Origin of the sequence: Neisseria viridiae (genome assembly GCF_962747995.1) — a bacterium.
Lineage (GTDB): Bacteria > Pseudomonadota > Gammaproteobacteria > Burkholderiales > Neisseriaceae > Neisseria > Neisseria viridiae.
Genome location: NZ_CAUJAJ010000017.1, coordinates 1 through 24,930 on the forward strand (window position 1 = coordinate 1; position 24,930 = coordinate 24,930).

Here is a 24,930-nt window from a genome sequence, read left to right on the forward strand (position 1 = left end):
ATCCCGCGATTATTCCAACCCTTCGTCATTCTCGCAATTCTCCGTTATTCCCGCAACCCTTCGTCATTCCCGTGAAAACGGGAATCTAGAACTTCTGAATTTTCAGACGACTTTTGAATATTACCGCTGTCCCAATGGTCTGGATTCCCGCCTGCGCGGGAATGACGATTTGGAAATTACCCGAAACCCAAAAACAACTGAAACCGAACACACTAGATTCCCGCTTTCGCGGGAATGACGGAATTTTAGGTTTCTGTTTTTATGGGAATGACGGCGGAGGGGAGCGATGCCGTCTGAAGCCCGACAAGGCATTTGATGCCGTCTGAAACCCCGTCATTCCCCCCTGCTGTCCGCAACCCTTCGTCATTCCCGTGAAAGCGGGAATCTAGAACCTCAAACTTTCAGATAATTTTTGAATATTGCCGCCGCCCAATGGTCTGGATTCCCACTTTCGTGGGAATGACGATTTGGAAATTACCCGAAACCCAAAAACAACTGAAACCGAACACACTGGATTCCCGCTTTCGTGGGAATGACGGAATTTTAGGTTTCTGTTTTTGTGGGAATGACGAATAAAGCGTGCCGGTTTATACTCGCCGCAACACGCGGTTCAGACGGCATCGCCCTCTTTTTTCATTATCAGTGGGTGTAGCAACTGTATTTTTCACCCCGTCGGGCAAAAATACAGTTGCTACGATGCACCTTGCCGCCCTGCCCTGTGCCTTGTCCTGCAATACGACATATAATGCACCACAAACCCCGCACTGCGGTTTTCAGACGGCATCGCCGTGCTTTTTTACAGGCAGTAGCCCTTTTGGTCGGACGCAATAGATAAGGAGGAACATATGAAAGGCTCTTTTGTGCAGACGCTTACCATCGCCGGTTCGGATTCAGGCGGCGGTGCGGGCATTCAGGCGGATTTGAAAACGTTTCAGATGCGCGGCGTGTTCGGAACGTGCGTTATCACCGCCGTTACCGCGCAAAATACCTTGGGCGTGTCGGCGGTTCATCTCGTCCCGACCGAAACCATCACTGCACAAATCCAAGCAATTAGGGAAGACTTCGACATCCGCGCCTACAAAATCGGTATGCTCGGCACGGCGGAAATCATCGAATGCGTTGCCGACAAGCTGAAACACTGCAGCTTCGGCAGGCGCGTGCTTGATCCTGTAATGATTGCCAAAGGCGGAGCACCGCTGTTGCAGGATTCCGCCGTTTCGGCACTGACGCGGCTGCTGCTTCCCGGTACGGATGTATTGACCCCCAACCTGCCCGAAGCGGAAGCCCTGACCGGCGTGCATATCGAAAGCCGTAAAGATGCGGAACGTGCGGCAAAAATCCTGCTTGATTACGGTGTCAAAAATGTCGTTATCAAAGGCGGACATTTGAACGGCAGCGCAAGCGGACGCTGCACGGATTGGCTGTTTACGCAAAATGAAACGCTGGAATTGGACAGCCCGCGCTTTCTGACCGCCCACACGCACGGCACAGGCTGCACGTTTTCCGCCTGCATTACCGCCGAGTTGGCAAAAGGCTCGGACGTTTGCGAAGCCGTACAGACTGCCAAGGCCTACATCACGGCGGCAATCTCAAACCCTTTGGAAATCGGCGCGGGACACGGCCCGGTCAATCATTGGGCGTATCGGGACTAACCGTAAAAATGCCGTCTGAAACAAAATGTTCAGACGGCATTTTTGAGGATTATTCAGGCTTTTTCGCCAGCATGGTTACAAATTTAAACCGTATCGGATTGCCGTTTTCGTCTTTGGCGTGCATAGAACCCAATTCTTCTTTGTATTCGACCAGCTCCCAATCCCGATAATAATCCTTCAGCTCGCCCTCTTTAAATTTGAAGGGGAACGGCATCGGGCAGGGGAAATCCGCCGTATCCATTGCCGATACGATTAAGTTGTACCCGCCCGCCGCCGTATGCGCCTGCATATCGGCAATCACGTCGGGCACGCGCTGCGGCATCAGAAACATCAGCACCACTGTTGCCACAATATAATCAAACTCGCCCTGCAAGGCGGCGGCGTTCAAATCATATTCCAGCGTGCGGACGTTCAAACCCTCCGCCTCTGCCAGCTCCGCCACGTTTGCCAAGGCGGCGGGATTGCAATCGGCAGCGGTTACGTCAAACCCCTTCAAGCCGAGGAACAGCGCGTTGCGCCCCTGTCCGCACCCCATATCCAACGCCCTGCCCGCCGGTACGGTATCCTGTGCCGCCACGACCGCAGAATGCGTGGCACTCATACCGTATTTTTTGTGAAAATAGTCTGCCGCCGTGCAATACAGCGACAAACGGATTTCGGCATCGTCCGTTTTCGGTTTGACAGAAAACACCTGCTGCGGCGCAAACACGCAATCGCCGCTTTCCGCCGACCAAACCTCTACCGCCCCGTCCTGCGTGCGGACTTCGACATCGCCCTGCAACACATTCAGGCAGACCCATTCCCCTTCCTCGGACGAATAACCCGACAACAAAACTTCCGGCAGGTTTTCCACCTTCCATACGGGCATTTGTCCGAAACAAAACAACTCGCCACTTTGACCCACTATCCGCTCCTTCATATTCAAAAATAAAGTTGCACATTATATGCCTATTTCAATCCGCCGCAATCTTTCAGACGGCACGGCGCGCAAACCGCTTATAATCACGCCGGACACCACACAAAGGCACAATATGGACACACCCGTTTACCTTTACACCGACGGCGCGTGCAAAGGCAATCCCGGCGCGGGCGGCTGGGGCGTATTAATGCGCTACGGCAGCCACGAAAAAGAACTTTTCGGCGGCGAAGCGCAAACCACCAACAACCGCATGGAGCTGACCGCCGTTATCGAAGGGCTGAAATCGCTCAAACGCCGCTGCACCGTCATCATCTGCACCGACTCACAATACGTTAAAAACGGCATGGAAAACTGGATACACGGTTGGAAACGCAACGGCTGGAAAACCGCCGCCAAACAGCCCGTCAAAAACGATGATTTGTGGAAAGAACTCGATACACTGGTCGGACAGCATCAAGTCAGCTGGACTTGGGTGAAAGGACACGCGGGACACGCGGAAAACGAACGCGCCGACGATTTGGCAAACCGTGGCGCGGCGCAGTTTTCCTGATTACCGCGTCGGCAAAAATGCCGTCTGAAACCGCTAATGGGATTCAGACGGCATCGTCCTCCAGCGTCATTCCCGCGCAGGCGGGGATCCAGAACGTCGGGCAACGACAATATTCAAAAGCCGTCTGAAAATTTAAAAGTTCTAGATTCCCGTTTTCACGGGAATGACGAAAAGTTGCAGGAATGACGGAGCTTCAGACAGCATCCGCCCACCCCGTCATTCCCGTGAAAGCGGGAATCTAGAACATAAAATCTAAAGAAACCGTTTTACCCGATAAGTTTCTGTGCCGACAGACCTAGATTCCCGCCTGCGCGGGAATGACAGGATTTTAGGTTTCTGATTTTGGTTTTCTGTTTTTGAGGGAATGACGGGAATTTAGTAACCGTGGCAACCGCCTGCGCGACGGCTAAGGGGCTTCGACAACCGTAGCAACTGCCTGTGTGGGAATGACGGACAATGGGCTTCAGACGGCATCTCTTACCTGCCGCTAAAACAGTTTGCCGCACAACTGTTCAAACGCGTCCGATATGTTTCAACACACAGGACGACACATAAAGCACCGCCCTATGTGTCGTCCTGATTTAAATTTAATCCACTATAAAGTCTGATCCTGCCGCCCTAAAGGGCGGGGTTTCAACCGAAAAGGAAACACGATGAAGTGGTACAATTAGCGGCAATGCGGACAGACAAATTAAACTATAGTGGATTAAATTTAAACCAGTACGGCGTTGCCTCGCCTTGCCGTACTATTTGTACTGTCTGCGGCTTCGCCGCCTTGTCCTGATTTTTGTTAATCCACTATATCAGAAATTGCCCTACCGTTTTTTAAACACTTTCAGGAATAAGGAAAAATGACCGCCCAACCCTGCCCCATCTGCACGGCGCAAAATGAAGACGTTTTGCTGCAAACCACCAAGCTGCGCGTCATCGCCGTCCATAACGACAGCGGTTCGCCTGCATTCTGCCGCGTCATTTGGCGTAAGCATATTGCCGAAATGACCGACCTTTCGGCTGCCGAACGCGGCGAATTGATGGAAATGGTGTACAAAGTCGAAGCCGCTATGCGCCAAGTGTTCCGGCCGGCAAAAATCAACCTCGCCAGCTTGGGCAATGTCGTGCCGCACCTGCATTGGCATATTATCGCCCGCTTTGAAAACGATGCGTCTTTCCCCGCGCCGATTTGGGCAAACCCCGTCCGGAAACACGGTATGACCCTGCCGCAAAATTGGACGGAACAGCTTAAAAAGCTGCTTTAAGCCCGCCGATGCCGTCTGAAACCGTATGAAAGGGAAATTATGACCGAACCAACCTCCCGCCGCCGTTTCCTGAAAACCTGCACCGCCGCCGCAGGCGCGGGACTGCTTCAGGCTTGCGGTACTGCGCCTGCTTCAAACAATGCCCCATCCGCACCCTCTCACCCTGTTGCGAAAGCCCGAACCGTGTACCCCGGACCACCACGCCATTCTAACTCTGCCGACAATCTTCTGCGTATTGTCGCCTCCTCAGGCTTTGCCGAAGACATCAACCGCGTCAATACTGCATTGACCCGCCTTTACAATGCCGGTTTTACCGTAACCAACCAACAGGCGGGCAGCCGCCGTTTTCAGCGGTTTGCAGGCACGGATGCGCAACGCGCGGCAGATTTCCAAGAGGTCGCCTCCGGCCGTGTCGCCACGCCGAAAGTTCTGATGGGTTTACGCGGCGGTTATGGTGCGGCACGCATTCTGCCGCATATCGATTTTGCTTCGCTCGGCGCAAGGATGCGCGAACGCGGTACGCTGTTTTTCGGCTTCAGCGACGTTTGCGCCGTCCAGCTGGCACTCTTGGCAAAAGGCAATATGATGAGTTTTGCCGGCCCGATGGCTTATAGCGATTTTGGCAAACCCGCCCCCGGTGTATTTACAATGGATGCCTTTATCAGAGGTGCAACCCAAAACCGCCTGACCGTTGATGTTCCTTATATCCAACGCGCCGATGTCGAAACCGAAGGCACGTTGTGGGGCGGCAACTTAAGCGTCCTCGCCTCGCTCGCCGGTACGCCTTATATGCCCGACATCGACGGCGGCATTTTGTTCCTCGAAGATGTCGGCGAACAGCCCTACCGCATCGAACGTATGCTCAATACGCTGTATCTTTCGGGTATTTTGGGCAAACAACGCGCCATTATTTTCGGCGATTTCCGTATGGGCAATATCCGCGATGTATACGATTCGTCTTATGATTTTTCCGCCGTTGCCAAGCATATTTCGCGTACGGCAAAAATTCCTGTGCTGACAGGTTTCCCATTCGGACATATTGCCGACAAAATCACTTTCCCCTTGGGCGCGCACGCCCGAATCCGTATGAACGGAAACGGCGGTTATTCGGTCGCGTTTGAAGGCTATCCGACACTGGATGCGTCCGCCCTGTCTTTGGATACCCTGCTCCCGCCGCCGGATTTGCCTATCTTCCCCGAAAGCGGTGTTGCCGATATTTCGGAATAAACCCGCAAACGGACAAATGCCGTCTGAAGCCTTCAGACGGCATTTTCCTGTAAAAAAACCGCACCTGATGGCAGGTGCGGTTTCCATTTTCAGGCTAAAACTTATTTGTCGCGGCTGAATACAATTTTAGTAGCTTGAATAGCAACGCATACTGCACCGCCGATAAAGATCAAGTCAGCTGCCGTACGTACCCAACGCAAGGTATCGAGGATTTCCATTTGCAGGAATTCTTCGCTGCGGGCATACCACAGGCCGTGCGTGATGGAGGCGTATGCCTGAATCGCACCGACAGGCAGCAGGCTGATGGCAATCATACCGACCAAGCCGCCGTTGAGCAGCCAGAAGCCCCAAGTCATCAGTTTGTCGTCAAACTGCGCGTTCGGTTTCAAATAACGGGCAACCAGCAATACGAAGCCCAATGCCAAGAAACCGTACACACCGAACAAGGCGGCGTGCGCGTGAACGGCAGAAGTGTTCAAACCTTGGATATAGAACAGGGAAATCGGCGGATTGATCAGGAAGCCGAATACGCCGGCACCGATCATATTCCAAAAGGCGACTGCCACGAAGCACATCAGCGGCCAACGCAGGCGTTTCGCCCAGTCGGACAGGTGTTGGTAAGACCAGTGTTCGTATGCTTCACGGCCCAGCAACACCAGCGGCACGACTTCCAAAGCGGAGAAGCAGGCACCGATTGCCATAGAGGCGGAGGTAGAGCCGGAGAAGTACAGGTGGTGCAGCGTACCAGGAACGCCGCCCAACATAAAGATGGCGGCAGCGGCCAAAGTGGAGGCAGTGGCGGTACTGCGGCGGACAAAGCCCATATTGTAGAAGACAAAGGCAAAGGCGGCAGTGGCAAATACTTCAAAGAAGCCTTCCACCCACAGGTGAACCACCCACCAACGCCAGTATTCCATAACGGCAATCGGGGATTTTTCACCGTAGAACAGGCCCGGTGCGTAGAATACGCCCACACCGACCATAGAAGCGACAAAGATTGCCAGCAGGTTTTTGTCCACACCTTTTTCTTTGAAGGCGGAAACCGTGCAGCGCAACATCAGGAACAGCCACAACAGCAGTCCGACCATCAAAAGGAGTTGCCAGAAACGGCCCAAATCGAGGTATTCGTAACCTTGGTGTCCGAACCAGAAGTTAAATTCGGGGGGAAGGATGTGCGTCAACGCGAAGAAGTTGCCCGCGTAAGAACCGCCGACCACGATGAAGAGGGCGATATAGAGGAAGTTCACGCCTGCACGTTGGAACTTGGGATCTTTGCCGCCGTTGACAATCGGCGCGAGGAACAAACCTGCCGTCAAAAAGCCGGTTGCAATCCAGAAGATGGCGGATTGGATGTGCCAAGTACGGGTCAGGGCATAGGGAAACCAGTCGGACATTTCAAAGCCCAACGCCTCGTCAATGCCGTAGAAACCCTGACCTTCAACGGTGTAGTGCGCAGTCAGACCGCCCAGCAATACTTGTACCACAAACAGGGCAACCGTCAGGAAGACGTATTTGCCCAATGCTTTTTGCGAAGGAGTCAGTTGGATTTTGGAAATCGGGTCTTCAGACGGCACTTCCACTTCCTCGTGTTTGGTCAGGAAGGAATAACCCCACATCAACAAACCGATGCCCATCAAGAGCAGTACAACACTGGTAAACGACCACATGTAGTTTTCAGTAGTCGGTACATTGTTAATCAAAGGCTCGTGCGGCCAGTTGTTGGTGTAGGTAAAGACCTCGCCGGGACGGTTGGTCGAAGCAGACCAAGAAGTCCAGAAGAAGAAGTCGAACAGTTTTTCACGCGCTTCCTGACTTGGCAATGTGTTGTTTTTCATTGCAAAGTGTTCGCGGGTGGTTTGCAGCGCGGGATCGTCGCCGTAAACACCGTGGTAATAAGGCAGGATGCTTTCGATGGCTTTCGCGCGCGTATCACTGATGACTACGGAACCGTCTTCCTTCACACGGCTTTGGTTGCGGTATTCGTCAGCCAGTCGGGTTTTCAGAACGGCTTGTTCTTCAGGGGAAACTTCATCGAATTTTTTGCCGTAAGTCTGTTGCGCGGTCAAATCCAACCAAGCGGACAACTCACGATGTAGCCAGTCGGCCGTCCAGTCCGGAGCCTGATATGCGCCGTGACCCAGAATCGAACCGACTTCCATACCGCCGGTACTCTGCCACGCAGACTGACCTGCCAAAATATCGTCTTTCGTCATCAGCACTTTGCCTGATGCGGAAACGACCTGTTCGGGGTAAGGCGGGGCTTTCTTATAAACCTCGCTGCCCATATAGCCAAGAATGGTAAAGCATACCGCCAGAACGGCAAACAGCAAGTACCACAGCTTCTTGTACTGTCCCATTTTGAGAGCTCCTTTTAATAAAGCAGTTGTTTAAAATTCACAGAATATGAATGTTAAAGATTGTAGCACGGTTTACCGCGCAAATAAACATTTGTTCAAACAAACTCACATATAAAACAAATACATATATGATAATAACTATCATTATTCTTTACTCGGGAATTGCCCTGCCTTTGCCTGCTCTGCCGAAACCCTGGCAAATCAGCCTATTCATTGTAATTTTTGGTAGTTATAAAGTATTAGAAGTATCATTTTAAGTTCATATTTTATGAATTATTTGACTTAAATCAAAATGCCCGCAATGGGGCAACCGCATAATCACACCAAGTTCTTAACCAATCCTTTCAGGACAATTTACTTTTCTTACAAAAGGAAAACATCATGAAACGCCAAGCCTTAGCTGCAATTATCGCTTCTATGTTTGCTTTAGCCGCCTGCGGTGGCGAACAAGCTGCTCAAGCCCCTGCCGAAACCCCTGCCGCTTCCGCAGAAGCTGCAAGTTCCGCCGCACAAGCTGCCGCCGAAACGCCTGCAGGCGAACTGCCCGTCATCGATGCGGTTACTACCCACGCTCCCGAAGTACCTCCCGCAATCGACCGCGACTACCCTGCCAAAGTCCGCGTGAAAATGGAAACCGTCGAAAAAACCATGAAAATGGACGACGGGGTGGAATACCGCTACTGGACATTTGACGGCGACGTTCCGGGCCGCATGATCCGCGTACGCGAAGGCGATACGGTTGAAGTGGAATTTTCCAACAATCCTTCTTCTACCGTTCCGCACAACGTCGACTTCCACGCCGCAACCGGTCAAGGCGGCGGTGCAGCCGCGACCTTTACCGCCCCGGGCCGCACTTCCACATTCAGCTTCAAAGCCCTGCAACCGGGTCTGTATATCTACCACTGCGCCGTCGCGCCGGTCGGTATGCACATCGCCAACGGTATGTACGGCCTGATTTTGGTCGAGCCTAAAGAAGGCCTGCCGAAAGTGGATAAAGAGTTCTACATCGTCCAAGGCGACTTCTACACCAAAGGCAAAAAAGGCGCGCAAGGCCTGCAACCGTTCGATATGGACAAAGCCGTTGCCGAACAGCCTGAATACGTCGTATTCAACGGTCATGTAGGTTCTATCGCCGGCGATAACGCGCTGAAAGCCAAAGCAGGTGAAACCGTGCGTATGTACGTCGGTAACGGCGGTCCGAACTTGGTGTCTTCCTTCCACGTCATCGGCGAAATCTTCGACAAAGTTTATGTTGAAGGCGGCAAGCTGATTAACGAAAATGTACAAAGCACCATCGTTCCTGCCGGCGGTTCCGCCATTGTCGAATTCAAAGTCGACATCCCGGGCAGCTACACTTTGGTCGACCACTCCATCTTCCGCGCATTCAACAAAGGCGCGTTGGGTCAATTGAAAGTAGAGGGTGCGGAAAACCCTGAAATTATGACTCAAAAATTGAGTGATACCGCTTACGCCGGTAGCGGCGCGGCTTCTGCCCCTGCTGCTTCCGCACCGGCTGCTTCTGCCCCGGCAGCCTCTGCATCCGAAAAAAGCGTTTATTAAACCGGATACCCGTCATTAGCGGGACAAACCACTGCCGCCGTACTTCATTACGCACGGCAGTGGTTTTTTAACAACCAATCTTTCCTTCCGGAAGATTGATTCTTCAGACGGCATTCGCAGCTTTTCGTTTAAAATGCCGTCTGAAAAATCAATTTTAACCGCCTGTCAGGAGGCATAATATGAAGTTTGCCCGGTTACTCTTTCTCTGTGCGGCACTCGCCGGCACTCAAGCGGCGTCTGCCGAAATGGTTCAAATCGAAGGCGGCAGCTACCGCCCGCTTTATCTGAAAAAAGATACCGGCCTGATTAAAGTCAAACCGTTCAAACTGGATAAATATCCCGTTACCAACGCCGAGTTTGCCGAATTCGTCAACAGCCACCCCAAATGGCAAAAAGGCAGGGTCAGTTCCAAACAGGCAGAACCCGCTTATCTGAAGCATTGGATGAAAAACGGCAGCCGCAGCTATGCACCAAAGGCAAGCGAACTGAAACAGCCCGTTACCAATGTTTCCTGGTTTGCCGCCAACGCCTATTGCGCCGCACAAGGCAAACGCCTGCCGACCATCGACGAATGGGAATTTGCCGGACTTGCCTCCGCCACGCAGAAAAACGGTTCAAACGAACCCGGCTACAACCGCACTATTCTCGATTGGTATGCGGATGGCGGCCGGAAAGGCCTGCACGATGTCGGCAAAGGCCGCCCGAACTACTGGGGCGTTTACGATATGCACGGGCTGATTTGGGAATGGACGGAAGATTTCAACAGCAGCCTGCTTTCTTCCGGCAATGCCAACGCGCAAATGTTTTGCAGCGGCGCGTCTATCGGGTCGAGCGACTCGTCCAACTATGCCGCTTTCCTCCGCTACGGCATCCGCACCAGCCTGCAATCCAAATATGTCTTGCACAACTTGGGCTTCCGTTGCGCAAGCCGATAACCCCTTCAATTACCAAAGCAGCTTTGGCGGTACTGAAAAGTACCGCCGTTTTTTGCCCGAAAATTCTAGTTTTGTTTCATCATCTTGCAATTTCAAGCAATATTTTGTAGGAAAAAACAAAATTATCTTGCGGTGAATCAAACCACCTTTGCGGCAAACCCGTCAAAATACTGACAACGTTTTATTTTTCCAACGAAATTTATAAAACCCATTCGGAGTATTACTACATTCCCGATCAGCGACGGCCTTCAAAGTCGTCAAACTTTCCGACTATTTATCCAAACCAAGGAAATCCAATGAAAATTACCGGCTTCGGCGAGATACTGTGGGATACTTTCCCTGATGGAAAAATTTTGGGCGGCGCACCTTTAAACGTGCTGTACAGATTACAATCGCTCGGTATGGATACCGCCATTATCAGCAGTAGGGGAAATGATGGCGACGGAGAAGAACTTGTCCGACAAATACAACAAAAGAACATCGTTTCCGACTTTGTCCAGATTCATCCGGATTATCCCACCAGTCAGGTTAAAGTGTTGCTGAATGCCCACGGCAGCGCATCCTACGAAATTGTCTATCCCTGTGCATGGGACGGCATCCGGACAGAAGAAGCAGCACTGCACCGTGTTGCCCAATCCGATGCTTTTATTTTCGGCAGCCTGGCCATGCGCGACGAAACCTCCCGAAAAACTTTAAACAGCCTGCTGCAACAGGCAAAATTCAAAATCTTCGATGTCAACCTGCGCAAACCGCATTACGACGCTTCCCTGATTTTAGAAACCATGAAACAGGCTGATGTCGTCAAACTCAACGATGACGAACTCTACGAACTGTCAAAGATTTACGGATCGCCCTATCACAGTTTGGAGCAAAACATCGTTTATCTGGCAAAACTGACCGATACAGACACTCTTTGCGTAACCTTGGGCAGCCACGGCGCAGTCCTGTACAAAAACGGGGAATTTTTCCGACACGGCGGATTTAAAATCAAAGTTGCCGATACCGTCGGTTCGGGCGACAGTTTCCTTGGCGGTCTGATTTATCAGCTGCTCAACCGCGCGGAACCCCAATATGCCCTCGCCTTTTCCTGCGCGCTTGGTGCGCTGGTCGCCTCCGAACATGGCGCGACACCCGACATTTCCCCCGAACGCATCGGGCGTTTCATGAATCCGGTTTAAAACGCATGGAAAAATGCCGTCTGAAAGCCTTTCAGACGGCATTTTGCTTGAGATTCCGTTTACCAATGGCTGACAAACGCTTCCAAATCGGTATTCTTGGGCTTATGCGCTTCCTCTGTCGGCGTGCCGATCATCATCAGCCCGATGATTTTATCCTTATCCGCACAACCGAAAGCCTCCCGCAACAGGGGGCTGTTGACCCACATCCCCGTTATCCAGACATTGTCGAAACCTTGCGCCGTTGCCGCCAGTTGCAGCGCATACGCCGCACAACCCGCCGTCAGCATCTGTTCCCATTCTGGTTTCGGCTTAGGCACATCGCGGTTGGGCGCAAACGTAACACCAATAACCATCGGCGCCATATTGCCCACTTTTTCCGCCTTCTGCAACGCCTCCGCGCCGAAATTCAACGCGTCAACCGTCTGCGCCAAAATACTGCGGAAACGCTGCAAAGCAGTGTCCCCCTGAATCACGGTAAAACGGAACGGGCGCATATTGCCGTGATCGGGAACTTGGGTTGCCGCCTGCAATATTTGTTCCAACTGCTCCGTATCGGGGGCGGGGGACTTCAGCTTTTTGGAAGATCGGCGGTTCGTCAATAATTTTAAAGCATCCATATCGTTATACTCCGGTCATCGGTCGGGTGTTTCGGACACATATGCCGTCTGAAGGCTTCAGACGGCATATCCGGCATCAGCGCGGACGGCGGCAGGCTGCCAATATATCCATTTCCTTCCGATAGGTTTGGCTGTTTGAAATGTCCATCAGCCCCAATACCGTGCTGAAATAGTGGTCGTGCGAATATTCGTTTTCCTCCGCTTTTTGCTTGAGGCATTGGAAATCTATGCCCCCGTGTTGGCGGAAGGCTTTGGAAAACCACATAACCATCGGGATATGCGTCTGTCCGGAAGGCGCGATGGCGTAAGGCGCGGCGTGCAGGTACATCCCGTTTTCGCCCAGACTTTCGCCGTGGTCGGAAACATAATGCACCACGCTTTCCAAATCGTCGCGGTTTTCAAGTTTGCGGATAACCTTGTCGATAAACTGGTCCACATACAAAACCGTATTGTCGTAAGTGTTGACCAACGTGGCGCGGGCGCATTTGTCGATTTCGTTGGTATCGCAGGTCGGCGTGAATTTGCGCTCGGCTTCGGTGTAGCGTTCGTAATACGTCGGCCCGTGGCTGCCGATGGTATGCAGGATTAAAACCGCGTCTTTATCATTTTTGTTGAGGGCCTCGTCGAACTTGGTTAGCAGGATATTGTCGAGGCACTCGCCGTTGCGGCAGTATTCGGGCAGGTTGAGCGAAGTAACGTCGGTATTCGGCACTTTGCCGCACACGCCCTTGCAGCCGGAATCGTTTTCCAACCAGGTAACTTCCACACCGGCGCGCTGCACGATGTCCAGCAGGTTGTCTTGGTGTTCGGCTTTGATTTCGTCATAATCCGTGCGGTCGAAGGTTGAGAACATACACGGCAGGGAGTGCGCGGTCGATGTGCCGCAGCTTCTGACCTGCGGGAAATTGACAATTTCATCGCCGCGCGCGGCAAGCAGCGGCGTAGTTTGGCGGTTGTAACCGTTCAAACCCCAGTTGGCGGCACGCGTGGTCTCACCCACGACCAGCACCACGAAACGGCGCAGGCTACCGGCCGGGCGGTTTTGCACGACCGCCATATCCAACTGCGTATAAGGAATATTGGAACGCTTCCAATCTTTGTATTTCGACACGCCCGCGCCGATGAAATTAGACGGCACAATCAGATGGGTAACCGACTTGTTGTTGCGGAAAAACGAGGCGTAATCCTGATATTGCAACATCGCGATGCCCAACGCGCACAAAAAGGAAACGGCGGCAAGCACAAGGCGCGTCAAAAGCTCCTTATACCAAACGCGGTATTTGACCTTGACGGCGATATACGCCAGCGCGGGCAATACGCCCAAACATACAATCCACAGCACATAACCCGGCGTAATCAGGCGCGCGCTTTCGGCAGCCGTAGTTTGCAAGACATTATTCAACATCGACTTGTTGAAATAGATATTGAAAAATATTTCTTGATAAGACACCGCCGCACTGATAACCAATATTAACGGAATCAACACCTTATGCACGAAAGGCAGGGCAATGACGTGAAAAACGAAATTACTTAAAAAAAACAGCACCACCGGCATCGTATAGAGGAAGATGTCCGCCCCGGTGCCGTTAAAAGGATGAAGCTCGACAACTTTGGCAAAAAAGGCATAATTCAATACCAGCGAAGAATACAGGGAAAGGAAGGCAATCAGTACGGAAGAGCCGAGCTTCGGCCTCAGGTTCGGTTTTATCATTTGGAATGTGTCGGATAAGGGTTGGAAAAGGCATCCGGCATTTGGAATCCGGATTATTGAAAAAGATTCTTAATTATAAGGCAACGGAGCAAAGCAGGGCAAGAAAACGGCGGCTGTGCGGGGGTTTCCGCCCGCCATTCAACCGTCCGGCAGACATAAAAACATCGGAAGCAAGATTCGAACCGGGCGGCAAACGCCCTTGCCGGAAAAGCGGGCAAGGCATTTCATATTGGAAAAACCCGGCCGCGCCGCCGACGGGACAGTCCGGCACAAACAGCATCACGCCCGGATTGAAAAAGACGGATAGCCGCCGGCAGCACAATCTTACCACCTCCAAAACGCCGCCGGAGAACGCCGAAACAACCGATGCCGTCTGAAGCAGCTTCAGACGGCATCGGGACATCAACCGTAACGCCGTTGGAAATCTTTCATAAAGTCCGCCAACGCGTTCACGCCTTTAAGCGGCATCGCATTGTAGATGCTGGCGCGCATCCCGCCGACGGTTTTATAACCCTTGAGCAGGCACAAGCCCTGCAATTCGGCTTCCAGCACAAAACGGCGGTCAAGCTCCTCATCCCCCGTTTGGAACACGACATTCATTTTAGAACGCGCATTCGGACGGATACGGTTGATATAAAAACCGCCACTGCCGTCTATCGTCTCATACAAGGTTTGCGCCTTCAGCCGATTGACCGCTTCAATTTTTTTCACGCCGCCCTGCGCCTGCAGCCAGCGGAACACCAGCCCCGACATATAAATCGCGTAAGTTGACGGCGTGTTGTACATACCGTCGCGGTTCAAATGCGAACGGTAGTTGAACACATCGGGAATATCGTTCGGACAACGCTCGAGCAAATCCTCACGCACAATCACCACCGTAACCCCTGCCGGCCCGATGTTTTTCTGTGCGCCTGCGTAAATCAGTCCGTAGTCGGCAACATCAAACTCACGCGACAGAATCTCGCTGGACATATCGCACACCAGCGGCGGCATGCCGTCTGAAAGGCGCGGCACTTCACGGTATTGCAGCCCGTTGACAGTTTCATTGACGGCAAAATGGACAAACGCCGAATCGGGTGCAACATCCCACGTTTCCACAGGCGGCAGGTCGAGATAGTCGAACTGCTCGCCCCCGTGCGCCGCCAAACGGATTTCCGTATCGGTCAAACGGCTCATCTGTTCATAGGCGATACGGCTCCAGTTGCCCGTTACCACCGCGTCGGCAGTGCGGAAACCGTGTGCCAGATTCATGGTTGCCATATTAAATTGGGTTGTTGCTCCGCCCTGCAGAAACAATATCTTATAGTTGTCAGGCACTTTCAAAAGCTGCCTCAAATCCTGTTCCGCATGATGCAGGATGCTCAAAAACATTTCCGAACGGTGGCTCATCGCCATCACAGGAAAACCCGTACCGTTGTAGTCCAACATTTCCTGCCGCGCCGTTTCCAACACGGCTTCTGGCAATACGGCAGGGCCGGCGGAAAAATTGTAAATCGGATAAAGAGACATGATGCAGCCTTGATTCTGAACAATAACCCGCCCGATTTTAGGCTTGCAGCAGGCTTTGTGCAAGGATGGGAAATACCTGTCCTCCGCCCGACTCCATGCCGACCGAACACGGAAAATAATATCAATATATTGATTTACAAACATAAAAATCATGCCAGCGACAAATAGATACATTTGTTTTGTCAACAATATTCACGATTTCCCATTACAAACCTCCCTTACACCCGCTTTTTTCCGTCCCAAAAACACAAAATAAATCAACACTTTCATTTCTCCGCAAAAGCGGTTATAATCACGCCGATTTTTCAACTTTGACGAAAAATGGCCACGGGGCCATTTTTTTATTATGTACATAGGGAGCAGCATGGATATTCAAACCATCCTCGAAAAAACCCTGCCCGGCCTGGGCTACGAACTGGTCGATTTTGAACTGACCGCGCAAGGAACATTGCGCGTGTTCATCGACAAAGAAGGCGGCATTACCGTCGAAGACTGCGCAACCGTCAGCAACCACTTGAGCCGCGTGTTTATGGTGGAAGACATCGACTATAAAAACCTGGAAATTTCCAGCCCCGGACTCGACCGCCCCTTGAAAAAAGCCGCCGACTTCGTGCGCTTTGCCGGTCAGAATGCCAAAATCAAAACCCGCCTGCCGATAGACGGTCAAAAAAACTTTATCGGCAAAATCGAAGGCTGCGAAAACGATACCGTTACCGTATCCTTCGACGGCAAAATCGTGCAAATCGAATTGGGCAACATCGACAAAGCCCGTCTGCGCCCCGAATTCAAATTCTAAAACACAGCAATAATTGGAGATGTTCAAAATGAGTCGTGAAATGTTACAGCTGGCAGAAGCACTGGCAAGCGAAAAAAACGTTGATGCGGAAGTCGTCTTCCAAGCACTGGAATTCGCCCTGTCTACCGCCGCCAAGAAAAAGGCAGACCGCGAACACATGGACGTGCGCGTCCAAATCAACCGGGATACCGGCGAATACCAAACCTTCCGCCGCTGGCTGATTGTCGCTGATGAAGACTATACCTATCCCGATGTCGAAAAAACCATCGAGGAAATCCAAGAGGAAATTCCCGGTACCGCCATCCAAATCGGCGAATACTACGAAGAGCAGCTGCCCAACGAAGGCTTCGGCCGCCAAGCGGCGCAAACCGCCAAACAAATCATCCTGCAACGCATCCGCGATGCCGAGCGCGAGCAGAATCTGAACGAGTTTCTCGCCGTCAAAGAAGACATCGTGTCCGGCACGGTCAAACGCGTCGAACGCCACGGCATCATCGTCGAAGTCGTTGCCGGCAAACTGGACGCGCTGATTCCGCGTGACCAAATGATTCCGCGCGAAAACTTCCGCAGCGGCGACCGCATCCGCGCCCTCTTCCTGCGCGTCGAAGAAATCGGCAACACCGGTCGCAAACAAGTCATCCTGAGCCGTACTTCCGGCGATTTCCTCGTCAAACTGTACGCCAATGAAGTACCTGAAATTGCAGACGGCATGCTTGAAATCCGCGCTGTCGCCCGCGACCCGGGACAACGTGCCAAAGTCGCCGTCAAAGCCAACGACCAGCGCATCGATCCGCAAGGCACCTGTATCGGCGTTCGCGGTTCGCGTGTCAATGCCGTCAGCAACGAATTGTCCGGTGAGCGCATCGACGTTGTCCTTTGGTCGCCCGAGCCTGCCCAATTCGTTATGGGCGCGCTCTCACCCGCCGAAGTCAGCCGCATCGTCATCGACGAAGACAAACATGCCGTCGATGTCATCGTTGCCGAAGATCAACTTGCGCTTGCCATCGGACGCGGCGGTCAAAACGTCCGACTGGCATCGGAACTGACCGGCTGGCAGCTCAACATTATGACTTCCGCCGAGGCAGACGAACGCAATGCGGCAGAAGATGCCGCCATCCGCCGCCTGTTTATGAATCACTTGAACGTGGACGAAGAAACTGCCGACGTACTGGTTCAGGAAGGTTTCGCAACATTGGAAGAAGTCGCCTATGTTCCTGCAGCCGAACTGCTTGCCATTGAAGGATTTGACGAAGAAATCGTCGATATGCTCCGCAACCGCGCCCGCGATGCCATTCTGACCATGGCGATTGCCGCCGAAGAAAAACTGGGCGAAGTATCCGATGATATGCGCAGCCTGGAAGGTGTGGATGCCGATATGCTGCTCAAACTCGCCGAAGCCGGCATTACCACACGCGACGACTTGGCAGAACTGTCCGTCGATGAGCTGATTGAAATTACCGGTGTCAATGAAGAAACCGCAAAAGCCGTCATCCTGACCGCACGCGAACACTGGTTTACCGAAGACAAATAAAGGGGGTAAAGATGAGTAACACAACCGTAGAACAATTTGCCGCCGAACTGAAACGCCCGGTCGACGACCTGCTGAAACAGTTGAAAGAAGCCGGCGTCAGCAAAACCAGCGGCAGCGATTCCCTGACACTGGACGACAAACAGCTTCTAAACGCCTACCTGACCAAGAAAAACGGCAGCAACAGCAGCACCATCAGCATCCGCCGCACCAAAACCGAAGTCAGCACCGTTGACGGCGTAAAAGTCGAAACACGCAAACGCGGACGCACTGTCAACATTCCTTCTGCCGAAGAGTTGGCAGCACAGGTAAAAGCCGCCCAAACCCAAGCCGCACCTGCCCAGCCGGAGCAGACGGCAGAAGACGCGGCAAAAGCCCGTGCCGAAGCTGCCGCACGCGCAGAAGCCCGTGCCAAGGCAGAAGCGGAAGCGGCAAAACTGAAAGCGGCAAAAGCAGGCAACAAAGCCAAACCTGCCACGCAGAAACCCACTGAAACAAAAGCCGAAACCGCACCCGTTGCGGCGGAAACCAAACCCGCCGAAGAAAGCAAAGCGGAAAAAGCCCAAGCTGACAAAATGCCGTCTGAAAAACCCGCCGAGCCCAAAGAAAAAGCCGCCAAGCCGAAACACGAGCGAAACGGCAAAGGCAAGGATGCCAAAAGAACGGCGAAACCTGCCGCACCTGCCGTGCCGCAACCCGTGGTCAGCGCGGAAGAACAGGCGCAACGCGATGAAGAAGCACGCCGCGCCGCCGCACTTCGCGCCCACCAGGAAGCCCTGTTGAAAGAGAAACAGGAACGCCAGGCACGCCGCGAAGCCATGAAACAACAGGCAGAACAACAGGCAAAAGCCGCACAGGAAGCCAAAACCGGCAGACAGCGTCCCGCCAAACCTGCCGAGAAACCGCAGACAGCCGCGCCGGCCGTCGAAAACAAACCTGTCAATCCGGCAAAAGCGAAAAAAGAAGACCGCCGCAACCGCGATGACGAAGGTCAAGGCCGCAACGCCAAAGGCAAAGGCGGTAAAGGTGGACGTGACCGCAACAATGCGCGCAATGGTGACGACGAGCGCGTACGCGGCGGCAAAAAAGGCAAAAAACTCAAACTTGAGCCAAACCAACACGCCTTCCAAGCACCGACCGAACCTGTCGTACACGAAGTTTTGGTGCCTGAAACCATTACCGTTGCCGATTTGGCGCACAAAATGGCGGTCAAAGGCGTCGAAGTGGTTAAAGCCCTGATGAAGATGGGCATGATGGTTACCATCAACCAATCTATCGACCAAGACACCGCCCTGATTGTCGTCGAAGAACTCGGACACATCGGCAAACCCGCCGCAGCGGACGATCCGGAAGCCTTTTTGGACGAAGGTGTGGAAGCCGCAGATGCAGAAGCCCTGCCCCGTCCGCCCGTCGTTACCGTGATGGGCCACGTCGACCACGGCAAAACCTCGCTGCTGGACTACATCCGCCGCGCCAAAGTGGTACAGGGCGAAGCGGGCGGCATTACGCAGCACATCGGCGCGTACCACGTCAAAACGCCGCGCGGCGTGATTACCTTCTTGGACACCCCGGGACACGAAGCCTTTACCGCTATGCGCGCGCGCGGCGCGAAAGCAACCGACATCGTGATTCTTGTGGTTGCCGCCGACGACGGCGTGATGCCGCAAACCATCGAAGCGATTGCCCACGCCAAAGCGGCAGGCGTTCCGATTGTGGTTGCCGTCAATAAAATCGATAAAGACACTGCCAACCCCGAACGCATCCGTCAGGAACTGACCCAACACGAAGTCATCCCCGACGATTGGGGCGGCACGGTTCAATTCATCGACGTTTCCGCGAAAAAAGGAACAAACATCGACGCGCTGCTCGAAGCCGTATTGCTCGAAGCCGAAGTATTGGAACTGACCGCACCTGTCGATGCGCCCGCCAAAGGCATCATCGTCGAGGCGCGCTTGGACAAAGGGCGCGGCGCTGTTGCCACATTGCTGGTTCAAAGCGGTACGCTGAAAAAAGGCGATATGCTGCTGGCCGGTACGGCATTCGGCAAAATCCGCGCGATGGTCGATGAAAACGGCAAATCCATTACCGAAGCCGGCCCATCCATCCCCGTCGAAATCCTCGGCTTGTCCGACGTACCGAATGCGGGCGAAGACGCGATGGTATTGGCAGACGAGAAAAAAGCACGCGAAATCGCCCTCTTCCGTCAAGGCAAATACCGCGACGTGCGCCTTGCCAAACAGCAGGCGGCGAAGCTGGAAAATATGTTCAACAATATGGGCGAAACCCAAGCCCAATCTTTGTCGGTCATCATCAAGGCAGACGTTCAGGGCTCTTACGAGGCTTTGGCGGGTAGCCTGAAAAAACTGTCCACAGACGAAGTGAAAGTGAACGTGTTGCACAGCGGCGTGGGCGGCATTACCGAATCGGATGTCAACCTTGCCATCGCTTCAGGCGCATTCATCATCGGCTTTAACGTCCGTGCAGATGCTTCTTCACGTAAGCTGGCCGAAAATGAAAACGTGGAAATCCGCTACTACAACATCATCTATGATGCCATCGACGACGTGAAGGCGGCGATGAGCGGTATGCTTTCTCCCGAGGAGAAAGAACAGGTTACCGGTACGGTCGAAATCCGTCAGGTCATCTCCGTTTCCAAAGTCGGCAATATTGCAGGCTGTATGGTTACCGACGGCGTGGTCAAACGCGATTCCCATGTCCGCCTCATCCGCAACAACGTGGTCATCCACACGGGCGAACTGGCTTCGTTGAAACGCTATAAAGACGACGTAAAAGAAGTCCGTATGGGCTTCGAGTGCGGTCTGATGCTCAAAGGCTACAACGAAATCATGGAAGGCGACCAACTCGAATGTTTCGACATCGTCGAAGTGGCACGCACCCTGTAATTCCTTTGCAAATAAAATGCCGTCTGAAGCGTTCAGACGGCATACGAAACGGGTTCTGTATCATACAGAACCCGTTTTTTGTCGCAAATCGGCTTCAGCGGCCCTCCTGCCTTATCCCGATTTGAATCTGACTTGCCATACAAACAGGCTTCAGACGGCATTATTTTCCCGACAGGCGGATTTGAAGTTTTTCCACATATCCTGCGCGTTCGGCGTGGCTGGTTTCGGGGCGGTGCGTATTGAGCGACGACCATTTCCAATGACTGCGGGCTTTGTTGAGTTCGGGCGGGAGTTTGTCTGGTGTCCAGGGTGCTTTGCGGCTGTGCAACTCGACTTGCGATTGCGCCGCGTGGCCGCGCGTTTGCAGGACGTGGAGCAGATCGAGGGCGCGGGCGGCGAGCAGGGTCAGGGTTTCGGGGTCGGTGTGTAGGGTTTGGCGACCGTTGAGCTTGTCGGAAATGGTGCGGGTATTGGGCAGGATGCCGCCCAAAAAGCCGCCGATTGCCGTACCCAATCCGAGCGAACCGCCAAGCGTGGCAATGTCCAGCCCCAAGCCGATGAGCGCGCCGGTTGCCGCGCCCGTGCCGGTGCGGATGCCGTATTGTTTGAGTAATTCGCTGTCGAACGGGTCTTGGCGGAAGGCTTGCGGCATCCAGTCGCCGCCGTCGATTTCGCTGTGGTAGAAACGGTAGAGGGCAAACAGCCGCTGCTGCATCTTCCGTTCGAGCTGGCGTATTTCCGCCTGCATGGTTTGCAACACGGTGTCGGTATCCTCGTTTTCGTCCACTTCCTGCCTGAAGGCGGCGGCATCAAGCAGGAAATCGGCGATTTCGCGGCGCGCTTCGCCGTCCAGCCGCTGCCATTCGCGCCGGCGCATGGCTGTCAGGCGGTCGAGTGTGCTGCGTTCGGGCAACATGGTGGCGAGGTTTTTCCACAGGCGCAGTTCGCCTTCAAAATCAAAGGCGACGGTGTCTAACCCTGCGAAAACGTGCAGGTTTCTCCTCGCCAGCATGGTTGTCCACGATTCGGGAAGCTGTCCGCCGGTAAAGTTGAACACGGGCATAACCGGTTTGGCACACCATGAAAGGATGGTCAATTCATCCCGATATTTGTCGAGGACGGGTTCGCGCGCGTCGATGACGTACATTGCCATATCGCTTTGCAAAAGCTGCCGCAGCACTTTGGCTTCCTGGTTGAAATCATGGTGCGCGTCGTGGCTGTCGAGGAAGGCGTGCAGCCGCTCGATGCCGTCCGAACGGGCATCCGTATGGGTTTCCAGCCATTCCAGCACGCCGCCCGCGTCTTCGAGTCCGGGCGTGTCGTATAGGAAAACCAGCGTGTCCGCGCCGTCGCTGATGGCGGCTTCTTCGACATGGCGTGTGGTCGATGGGGCGTTTCTGACTTCGCCGAAACCGCTGTCGCGCAACAGGGTGCGCAGGAGCGAGGTTTTGCCGGTATTGGTATGCCCGACGACGGCGAGGGAAAGGGGTTGTTTATCCATCATATTTTTTTGCTGTGTTTGAATACTCGCTCGATTCCGTCCGTTTGCAAGGAAAAAGCCGCTTATTTCCATTCGGGCGGAAATTGATAGCATTGAATATACATGAAAAAACTGAATGTATGGGCATGGGCAATAAGTTATATACCTACCTTGCTTGCTGCGGCTGACACAAGCTACGATAATTTACCAATCAGTTTCACCACGCTCGCGCATCAAATGTTCCACAATAGATAAGTGATGCCCTAAATTAAATAAATCTGCGTAAGTATATTTTGAAACTTGAATTGTACAAAAAATAGCTTCGTCATAATCTATTTTAATTACTTCAAAATCAGTATTGAATGCTTGATTATGTTTTTCTATCGTTTTTAATAGAATATTCTCATCCATAACCATCACTTCAAATATTAATATATTTGTCATTACCTAGTCCCATTAATTAAGATCAATTGAATATTCGGGAACATACATCTAACTTGTTGTATTGCAAATGTATTTTATCAGACTAATCAAGGTTGCATCAACGAAATGCCTGTTTTTTAAAAAACAGATTTTCAAACGGTTTTTCAGAATGGCTGCTTGGTAGGGCGCGTCAGGTATGTTTGCCGGCTTTCAGACGGCCTTCCTGCGCCGCCCTGTCCGGTTCCAACCACGCCGCGCCGCATTCGGTCAGCGCGTTACGCCAATGTTCCAGCTTTTCCGAAAGGTCGTCTGAAAGCCCCTGTTCCGCCAGAAGCTGCACCACCGCACCGCCCTGCGCCGCTTCCGAAAGCCGCACAATCTGCCGCAATACGCCCCGGTCCGGCACGGTTTGGGCGCGCACGCCGATAAGCAGTTGCGCCGGTTTCTGCTTCAACTCCGCTTCCAGTGCGGCAACCTGTTCCCGATTGGCGGCAACGCCCTTATCCAGCCATTCCTGCGCCAGCCTGCCCTCGAACCATGCGCCGTCCTGCCACTCGGTCTCCAGCATGACCGCCCATTTCGGCGCGTCGTTTAAGGTGATTTTCGGGGAAACGGCGGACACGGTTTCCCGACGCGTATCCGCATCGACGATTTTGCTCTGCCAACGGCGGATGACCGCCTGATAATAAGGTTTCTCTAAATCCAACTTGCTTTGGCTTGTTTTTAAAAGGATTTTGCATACCGCCCAAGCCAGCAGGCGCGGCAGGATGCCGTAGCAGGCGATACTGCCGACCAGCAGCCCCGACCAAGCCCGCGCATCGGCAATATTGCCGTTCAGACGGCCTTCGATGACCGCCCGCGCATCAGGCACGGGAAAACCCAGTTTCGCAGGCAGCCATGCCAACATTTCCACCAGCCGTACCGAAGACGAATCGCCCAACAGCGTACTTTCCCAGTTGAACGTATATTGCCGCACCAAAAGCAGCAGCAATACCGACACCAGCATTCCGAGCAGCGTGCAGAGCCACAGGCTGTGCGACGTTGCACCTATTTTCCAACGTACCGAAGGTTGCCGCCATTCGTCCGCATACAGCCGCAACACCGCCTGATTGACGGGGTCTTTGCCCCGAAACCACGTCGCCGGACTGCTGAAAAACCGCCCCACTTTCACGCGCAGGAACAACGTTGCCAACCATACTGCCAGCATCAGCGTATTCATGCCCAACACGCCCGCCAAAACCAAAAAGAAATTCAGCCCCTGATTGTCCATCAGAAGATAAGTACCTGAAAATCCGGCGGTAAACATCATCGATGCCGCCACCACCCACAACCAGAACGACCCCGCACGCACACGTTCCAACGTGTCCCGCAGCATACGGTTCCTGTCGATCATCTCCGCCCGACGGATGATTTTTTCCTCCGTACCGCCGTCCACACGGCGCAAAGCCTCCGTCGCCTGCACGGGATCGCCGCTGAAAATAAAACCGCCTTCATCCAAAATACGGACCAGCTCAACCAGTTTTCGGGATGGATTCAACATAAAATGCCGTCTGAAAATAAAAAACAGATTTTAACACACGCATTTTCAAGAATATTCACAGTGTAGGCAAAGAGTAAATCCCACACAGGGGCAAAAGTATCGGCGTAAACTGACTGCCTCTACTTTCCCGAAAGATTGTGCGATGTATGCAGGCGAACGCTTCAATACTTACAGCCATTTGAGCGGTTTGATTCTGGCGGCGGCAGGTTTGGTGCTGATGCTGCTGAAAACCATAGGACACGGGGACAGCTACCGTATCTTCAGCGTATCGGTTTACGGTATCAGCCTTCTTCTGCTCTATTTGAGTTCCTCGCTGTACCACGGAATTGCAGCCGGAAAACTGAAAAGCATTTTGAAAAAAACCGACCACTGCATGATTTATGTGCTGATTGCCGGAAGCTACACACCGTTTGCACTGGTTTCTTTGAGAAACGGGCCGGGCTGGACGGTATTTTCACTGTCCTGGCTGCTGGCGGCTGCAGGAATCGCGCAAGAACTCACCATCGGACGGAAAAGCGAAAAACGTCTGCTGTCTATTGCGATTTATATCGTAATGGGCTGGATGGTCTTGGCGGTAATGAAATCCCTGACAGCCTCACTCCCGCCGGCAGGACTGGCTTGGCTGGCGGCAGGCGGTATGCTGTACAGCGTCGGCATTTACTGGTTTGTAAACGATGAAAAAATCCGACACGGGCACGGAATCTGGCATCTGTTCGTATTGGGCGGCAGCATCACCCAATTTGTCAGCGTGTACGGTTATGTAATCTGAATGCCGTCTGAAAAGCAAAA

Annotated in this window: 19 protein-coding genes and 2 pseudogenes; 12 read left to right on the forward strand and 9 right to left on the reverse strand. The window is 53.1% G+C overall.

Features of this window, described 5'->3' with window-relative positions; genetic code table 11:
• Both Q9J79_RS08750 and thiD read left to right on the forward strand, forming a co-directional pair.
• Positions 1–238: pseudogene (locus Q9J79_RS08750) on the forward strand (hypothetical protein); the annotation flags it as partial.
• Between the two features lie 607 nt (positions 239–845).
• Positions 846–1,652: a bifunctional hydroxymethylpyrimidine kinase/phosphomethylpyrimidine kinase gene (thiD, locus tag Q9J79_RS08755; protein WP_304685311.1), complete on the forward strand. Its 807-nt coding sequence runs from the start codon at positions 846–848 to the stop codon at positions 1,650–1,652.
• Positions 1,653–1,701: 49 nt separating this feature from the next.
• On the opposite strand, the gene tehB is transcribed toward thiD, so the two are convergent.
• Positions 1,702–2,571: an SAM-dependent methyltransferase TehB gene (gene tehB, locus Q9J79_RS08760; RefSeq protein WP_304685312.1), complete on the reverse strand. Its 870-nt coding sequence runs from the start codon at positions 2,569–2,571 to the stop codon at positions 1,702–1,704.
• Between the two features lie 112 nt (positions 2,572–2,683).
• Here tehB and rnhA point away from each other — a divergent pair, with 112 nt between their 5' ends.
• From rnhA to Q9J79_RS08775, 3 genes are all read left to right on the forward strand, one after another.
• Positions 2,684–3,121: a ribonuclease HI gene (gene rnhA / locus Q9J79_RS08765; protein ID WP_002220505.1), complete on the forward strand. Its 438-nt coding sequence runs from the start codon at positions 2,684–2,686 to the stop codon at positions 3,119–3,121.
• 851 nt (positions 3,122–3,972) lie between these two features.
• A complete protein-coding gene (locus Q9J79_RS08770) occupies positions 3,973–4,377 on the forward strand; it encodes an HIT family protein (RefSeq protein ID WP_301912370.1) in 405 nt (134 codons plus the stop codon).
• A gap of 39 nt (positions 4,378–4,416) precedes the next feature.
• Positions 4,417–5,604 (forward strand): LD-carboxypeptidase, encoded by a 1,188-nt coding sequence (locus Q9J79_RS08775; protein ID WP_301912369.1) that lies wholly within the window; start codon positions 4,417–4,419, stop codon positions 5,602–5,604.
• 101 nt (positions 5,605–5,705) lie between these two features.
• Here Q9J79_RS08775 and Q9J79_RS08780 read toward each other — a convergent pair whose 3' ends face one another.
• Positions 5,706–7,961 carry a nitric-oxide reductase large subunit gene (locus Q9J79_RS08780; RefSeq protein WP_301912368.1) on the reverse strand — a complete coding sequence of 752 codons (2,256 nt, stop codon included), beginning with the start codon at positions 7,959–7,961 and terminating at the stop codon, positions 5,706–5,708.
• 381 nt (positions 7,962–8,342) lie between these two features.
• Between Q9J79_RS08780 and nirK the strand changes: the two genes are divergently transcribed.
• The 3 genes from nirK to Q9J79_RS08795 all read left to right on the forward strand — a co-directional run bounded on the left by nirK (position 8,343) and on the right by Q9J79_RS08795 (position 11,634).
• On the forward strand, positions 8,343–9,521 hold the full coding sequence (nirK, locus tag Q9J79_RS08785; protein WP_025456963.1) for a copper-containing nitrite reductase: 1,179 nt from the start codon (positions 8,343–8,345) through the stop codon (positions 9,519–9,521).
• A 179-nt stretch (positions 9,522–9,700) separates the two neighbouring features.
• On the forward strand, positions 9,701–10,456 hold the full coding sequence (locus tag Q9J79_RS08790; RefSeq protein WP_301912367.1) for a formylglycine-generating enzyme family protein: 756 nt from the start codon (positions 9,701–9,703) through the stop codon (positions 10,454–10,456).
• A 296-nt stretch (positions 10,457–10,752) separates the two neighbouring features.
• On the forward strand, positions 10,753–11,634 hold the full coding sequence (locus Q9J79_RS08795; protein ID WP_301912366.1) for a carbohydrate kinase family protein: 882 nt from the start codon (positions 10,753–10,755) through the stop codon (positions 11,632–11,634).
• Positions 11,635–11,693: 59 nt separating this feature from the next.
• Here Q9J79_RS08795 and Q9J79_RS08800 read toward each other — a convergent pair whose 3' ends face one another.
• The 4 genes and pseudogenes from Q9J79_RS08800 to serC form a co-directional block, all read right to left on the reverse strand.
• The gene (locus Q9J79_RS08800) at positions 11,694–12,251 is read right to left on the reverse strand and encodes a nitroreductase family protein (protein WP_301912365.1); all 558 of its coding nucleotides are present in this window, start codon (positions 12,249–12,251) and stop codon (positions 11,694–11,696) included.
• A 76-nt stretch (positions 12,252–12,327) separates the two neighbouring features.
• Positions 12,328–13,962, reverse strand: coding sequence for a phosphoethanolamine transferase (locus tag Q9J79_RS08805; protein WP_301912364.1), 1,635 nt, complete (start codon positions 13,960–13,962; stop codon positions 12,328–12,330).
• Positions 13,963–14,031: 69 nt separating this feature from the next.
• Positions 14,032–14,365 (reverse strand): annotated as a pseudogene (locus Q9J79_RS10395) (hypothetical protein).
• Positions 14,365–15,471: a phosphoserine transaminase gene (gene serC, locus Q9J79_RS08810; protein ID WP_301912363.1), complete on the reverse strand. Its 1,107-nt coding sequence runs from the start codon at positions 15,469–15,471 to the stop codon at positions 14,365–14,367. The pseudogene Q9J79_RS10395 and the gene serC overlap by 1 nt, the downstream one beginning before the upstream one ends.
• Before the next feature lie 364 nt (positions 15,472–15,835).
• Between serC and rimP the strand changes: the two genes are divergently transcribed.
• The 3 genes from rimP to infB are packed head-to-tail and all read left to right on the forward strand — an operon-like array spanning position 15,836 to position 20,698.
• Positions 15,836–16,267 carry a ribosome maturation factor RimP gene (gene rimP, locus Q9J79_RS08815; protein WP_301912362.1) on the forward strand — a complete coding sequence of 144 codons (432 nt, stop codon included), beginning with the start codon at positions 15,836–15,838 and terminating at the stop codon, positions 16,265–16,267.
• A gap of 28 nt (positions 16,268–16,295) precedes the next feature.
• Complete coding sequence (gene nusA / locus Q9J79_RS08820; protein WP_301912361.1) at positions 16,296–17,798, forward strand: transcription termination factor NusA; 1,503 nt, start codon at positions 16,296–16,298, stop codon at positions 17,796–17,798.
• A gap of 11 nt (positions 17,799–17,809) precedes the next feature.
• The gene (infB, locus tag Q9J79_RS08825; RefSeq protein WP_301912360.1) at positions 17,810–20,698 is read left to right on the forward strand and encodes a translation initiation factor IF-2; all 2,889 of its coding nucleotides are present in this window, start codon (positions 17,810–17,812) and stop codon (positions 20,696–20,698) included.
• Positions 20,699–20,858: 160 nt separating this feature from the next.
• On the opposite strand, the gene Q9J79_RS08830 is transcribed toward infB, so the two are convergent.
• From Q9J79_RS08830 to Q9J79_RS08840, 3 genes are all read right to left on the reverse strand, one after another.
• Positions 20,859–22,199: a GTPase/DUF3482 domain-containing protein gene (locus Q9J79_RS08830; protein WP_301912373.1), complete on the reverse strand. Its 1,341-nt coding sequence runs from the start codon at positions 22,197–22,199 to the stop codon at positions 20,859–20,861.
• Between the two features lie 183 nt (positions 22,200–22,382).
• A complete protein-coding gene (locus tag Q9J79_RS08835; RefSeq protein WP_301673184.1) occupies positions 22,383–22,622 on the reverse strand; it encodes a hypothetical protein in 240 nt (79 codons plus the stop codon).
• Between the two features lie 169 nt (positions 22,623–22,791).
• Positions 22,792–24,141, reverse strand: a complete 1,350-nt coding sequence (locus Q9J79_RS08840) for a DUF2868 domain-containing protein (protein WP_301912359.1) — start codon at positions 24,139–24,141, stop codon at positions 22,792–22,794.
• Between the two features lie 142 nt (positions 24,142–24,283).
• On the opposite strand from Q9J79_RS08840, the gene trhA reads away from it, so the two are divergent.
• Entirely contained in the window at positions 24,284–24,910 is a 627-nt protein-coding gene (trhA, locus tag Q9J79_RS08845) for a PAQR family membrane homeostasis protein TrhA (RefSeq protein ID WP_301912358.1), read from the forward strand.
• Positions 24,911–24,930: the final 20 nt, after the last annotated feature.